Here is a 4,495-nt window from a genome sequence, read left to right as displayed (position 1 = left end):
CAGACCGGCCTTCTTCGTCGCCGCGATGATCGCCTCCGCGTTGGCGGTCTGCTCGTCGTTCAGGTCAATCTTCGACTGGGCGCCCTGCACACCATGCGGAATCAGCTTCGAGCTGTCCGGCTTGTCAGCCTGCACCGCCACGGCGGCGGGCTTGGCGGTGACGGGGCCGGTGTCGGCGTGCGCGGCGATCGGACCGGCGAACACACCACCGGTGAAAGCCAGACCAGCAATACCGAGAACGCTCTTACGCAGCATCGTGTTCATGACAAAGCTCCTTGGGGGGTTGGCGCACACCCGGTGGGGGCCGGGACATGCGCAAGCACCGTCAGGCGCTCAAAAGCAAAAGGGGAAAAGTCTCTGCCCGGTCCGCGGGGGCGGGGAGCCTCAACGCGGGTCCGTCAAGCGGCAATACCTGCTCGCGGCGCCGGGACCATGTGTAACGACCGCCGGCCCGCCATCATTCCCGGGGCCCGTCCGGCCCGTCGAGCGGGCCAGGTACTCGGTCGTACGCGAGATGTAACGACCCCGGGCCGGCCACGATTCCGGGCTGAGGATGCCGCCGGTCACACCCACAAACCGGACATTCAGGGGCGGACCTTATTTCCGGCTGGCTGGGGTGCGCACCTCGGGGGGCAAGATCCGGACAATCGGGCTGTCTGCCGTCCCCGGCTTGGGGGCGGGTGGGGAGCTGCCGGACGGAACCGGCCGGGGCGGCAGGGAGATGGCCGCGGGAGGATCCCGCGGCCATCCGGCGAATCAGGTGGAAATGTGTTCAGCGATTGCGCAGCGGGGCGAGCGCGGTGCTCCAGGCCACGACCTGGTCGAGGGTGGTGCTCAGCGCGTCCTGCTGGAACTGGTTCGGCTTGAAGACGCTGAAGTTCTCGAAGTCCGTGAAGAGCGACAGCGCCACCTGGGACCGCACGTCGGCCATCTGGAGTTCGCCGGCGATCAGGCGCAGGTGCTCGACGGCGCGGGTGCCGCCGACCGAGCCGTAGCTGACGAAACCGACCGCCTTGTTGTTCCACTCCGCGTAGAGGAAGTCGATGGCGTTCTTCAGGGCACCCGAGGTGGAGTGGTTGTACTCCGGGGTGACCATCACGAACCCGTCGAACGACGCGATGGTGTTGGCCCAGCGCAGCGTGTGCGGCTGGGAGTACTGGCCCATCGACGGCGGGTACGCCTCGTCGAGGTGCGGCAGCTGGTAGTCGAGCAGGTCGATCAGCTCGAACTGCGCGTCGGTGCGCTGCTTGGCCACCTCGAGCACCCAGCGGGCGACGGATTCTCCGTTACGCCCCGGGCGGGTGCTGCCGAGGATGATCCCGATCCTGGTCATGTGTCTGGTGCCCTTCCAGTCCGACGGTCCTTGCCTGGCGTCGCCGAAGCTAGCGAGCGATTGCTTGACCAAGCAAATATCCATGGCCGACGTCACATCACTGAGGTGAAGGTTGTCCGGTCAAGCAACTAGGATGAATGGCATGTCCCGGACCTCCCGAGAACCCGAACCGCTCAGCCCCGCCGAGGAGGCGCTGGTCCGCTCCCTCGGCCGGGTCATGTACGTGCTGCCCCGCGCGATCGACGCCGACATGGTGGGGGAGCGCCAGCTGCCCCTCACCGAATACACGGCCCTGATGCACCTGTCGGAGGCGCCGGGCCGGCAGATGCGGATGAGCGAACTCGCGGGGGCGTGCGAACTCTCGCTCAGCGGGATGGTCCAGCTCGGCGTCGTGTCGCTGGTCATCGTCGCCGTGCTGCGCCACTGGTGGAGCACCGGCGCGTTCATCCTCCTCATGTACGTGGTCGCCAGCGTCACCGCGCGCCGGCGGATCGGGGCGGGCTGCCCCGCCCGGGTCGCCCCGCTGGCCATCGCGGCCGGGGTGGTGCCGAGTCTCGGCGTACTGCTGGCCAGCCGGGCGCTGCCCGCGACGCCGCTGGTGCTGCTGCCGACCGCGGGCATCCTGATCGGCGGGGCGATGACCGCGACGAGCCTGGCCGGTCGGCGGACGCTGGACGAGCTGCGCAGCCGGCACGGCGAGTACGAGGCGGGACTGGCCCTGGGGCTGCTCCCCCGCGACGCCGCGCTGGAGATCTGCCGGCCGGCCGCCGGGCAGGCGCTGATCCCGGCGCTGGACCAGACCCGCACGGTCGGGCTGGTCACGCTGCCGGGGGCGTTCGTCGGGGTGCTGCTCGGCGGGGCGGGACCGATCCAGGCCGGGGCGACCCAGCTGCTGATCCTGCTGACCCTGCTGGCGGTGGAGGCGGTGGCGATCGCGCTCGCCGTCGAACTGCTCGTCCGCGCCCGGGCCCGTGCCGAGCCGTGACGGGTGGCGCAGTCGACGATCGAGGCGTGCGGGTGTACCGGCTCGGCAAAGGGGTACCGGCGCGGGATGACCGGGCAACGGCCGCGTGCGCGATGACCAGGGTCCGTAACCTGCGGGTACGGCCCGACCTGCTGTACGTGGCGAGCGGGTGGAGCACCCTGGTCACCGACGCGCGGGGCCGGATCACCGGCACCGACCCGCAGGGCTTCTTCGCCCGCAACACCCGGGTGCTCAGCGTCGAGCGGATCACCGTCGAGGGCCGCGAGCCGGTCCCGTTCAGCACGGGGAACGTGCAGGGGCACGCCCAGCTCTCGTACGCCGAGCTGGCCGACGGTGAGGCGATGCCGTCGCGGGCGGCGTACCTGCTGACGGAACGGTTCGTGGGCGACGGGCTGCGTACCCGGCTCACCGTGGTCAGCTACGCGCAGCAGCCGCTGCGGATGGCGGTGGAGCTCCGCCTCGGCGCCGACTTCGCGGACACCGGCGAGGCCGAGCGGGGTCGCCGGGTGCAGGAAGGCGGAATCGGCGCGAGCTGGGACGCCGCGGCCGGGGAGCTACGGCTGAGCTATCTGCGCGACGACATCGACCGCGCGGTGGCCGTCCAGGTCCGCGCCGACGGCGTCCCCGTCCGGTACGCCGACAGCGCCTTCGCCGTCGAGGTCGTGGTGCCGCCCCACGGCACCGCCCGGCTGGACGTGGTCGTGGAGCCGATCTTCGACGGTGAACGGCTGGCCGCGCCGCCGGCGACGTTCACCGAGCCCGCCGACCCGGCCGGATCGGCGCGCGCCCGGCTGGCCGCTGAGCTGACCCGGCTGAGCAGCAGCAACTTCGACGTCACGGCGGCCTGGCGGTGCGCCGTGGAGGACCTGTCGGTGCTGCCGCTCGGCGAGCCGGCCGGGCCGACGGCGCCGATGGCGGGGCTGCCGATCTACCAGGAGATCTTCGGGCGGGACACGATGACCGCCTCCTGGCAGGCGCTGCTGGCCGGGCCGACCATGCTGGCCGACAGCCTCCGGCTCAACGCCGACCACCTCGGGCGGCGGGTCGACGACTGGCGGGACGAGGAGCCCGGCAAGCCGCTGCACGAGGCCCGCCGGGGACCGGTCTCCGTGCTCGGGCTGGACCCGTTCACCAGCTACTACGGCGACTGGTCGACCGCGCCGGACTTCCTGGTCTTCCTCGGGCAGTACCTCGCCTGGACCGGTGACCTGCGCACCGTACGGGAGCTGCTGCCGACGGCGCGGCGCGCCCTGGAATGGATCGAGCGGTACGGCGACGTCGACGGGGACGGTTTCCTCGAATACCACCGCCGCTCCCCTGCGGGGCTGAAGAACCAGGGGTGGAAGGACTCGGACACCGCCGTCGTCGACGAGCACGGGCGGGTGGTGCCCAACCCGATCGCGACCAGCGAGCTGCAGGCCTACTGGTACGCCGCGCTGCGGCACGCCGCCGTGGTGTTCACCGCGGCCGGTCACCCCGCCCGGGGCGCCGCCCTCGTGGCCCGGGCGCACGCCCTGCGCCGCCGCTTCCACCGCGCGTACTGGCTGCCCGAGCGGGGCTGCTACGCGATGGCGCTGGGGCCGGACAAGCGCCCGGTGCGCTCGGTCAACTCGAACGACGGGCACCTGCTCACCACCGGCATCGTGCCGGCGCGGGTCGCCCCGGTGGTCGCCGGCCGGCTGCTCGCGCCGGACATGTTCAGCGGCTGGGGGGTGCGGACGCTGTCGGCGGAGAATCCGGCGTACAACCCGTTCAGCTACCACCGGGGCAGCGTCTGGCCGGTGGAGGCGGGCACGATCGGCCTCGGGCTGGCCCGGTACGGCTGCTGGGCACACCTGCACCGGCTGGCGGAAGGGATGTTCGCCGCGGCGGCGCTGTTCGAGGAGCACCGCCTGCCGAGGTGCTCAGCGGCCTGCCCCGCGACGCGGCCCACCCGCACCCGGGCGTGTACCCGAACTCGTGTTCCCCGCAGGCCTGGTCGGCCAGTTCGATCATCGCGCTGGTGCAGGCGCTGCTGGCGCTGCGCCCGGCCGCGCCGCTACGGACGATCTTCGTCGATCCGCACCTGCCCGAGTGGCTGTACCCGAACTCGTGTTCCCCGCAGGCCTGGTCGGCCAGTTCGATCATCGCGCTGGTGCAGGCGCTGCTGGCGCTGCGCCCGGCCGCGCCGCTACGGA

Annotated in this window: 3 protein-coding genes and 1 pseudogene; 2 read left to right on the top strand and 2 right to left on the bottom strand. The window is 71.9% G+C overall.

The features are described 5' to 3' along the window. Positions 1-264 (bottom strand): annotated as a pseudogene (locus JNW87_RS35250) (hypothetical protein); the annotation flags it as partial. Positions 265-772: 508 nt separating this feature from the next. Continuing rightward, positions 773-1,333: an NADPH-dependent FMN reductase gene (locus JNW87_RS35245; RefSeq protein ID WP_109804445.1), complete on the bottom strand. Its 561-nt coding sequence runs from the start codon at positions 1,331-1,333 to the stop codon at positions 773-775. Positions 1,334-1,475: 142 nt separating this feature from the next. On the opposite strand from JNW87_RS35245, the gene JNW87_RS35240 reads away from it, so the two are divergent. Both JNW87_RS35240 and JNW87_RS35235 read left to right on the top strand, forming a co-directional pair. After that, positions 1,476-2,318, top strand: a complete 843-nt coding sequence (locus tag JNW87_RS35240; protein ID WP_238455182.1) for an ABC transporter permease — start codon at positions 1,476-1,478, stop codon at positions 2,316-2,318. A 92-nt stretch (positions 2,319-2,410) separates the two neighbouring features. Next, positions 2,411-4,495 (top strand): glycogen debranching N-terminal domain-containing protein (locus JNW87_RS35235; RefSeq protein WP_238455181.1); only part of this gene is annotated, 2,085 nt, incomplete at its 3' end.

This window comes from Micromonospora sp. ATA51, from assembly GCF_016802855.1.
Taxonomy (GTDB): domain Bacteria; phylum Actinomycetota; class Actinomycetes; order Mycobacteriales; family Micromonosporaceae; genus Micromonospora; species Micromonospora sicca.
The sequence above is the reverse complement of the archived record's forward strand: the minus strand, read 5'-3'. Positions and strand labels throughout refer to the sequence as shown.

Excerpts from the sequence above, each read along its gene's own strand:
- JNW87_RS35240 (WP_238455182.1), top strand. The coding sequence starts at position 1,476 with ATGTCCCGGACCTCCCGAGAACCCGAACCGCTCAGCCCCGCCGAGGAG.
- JNW87_RS35245 (WP_109804445.1), bottom strand. The coding sequence starts at position 1,333 with ATGACCAGGATCGGGATCATCCTCGGCAGCACCCGCCCGGGGCGTAAC.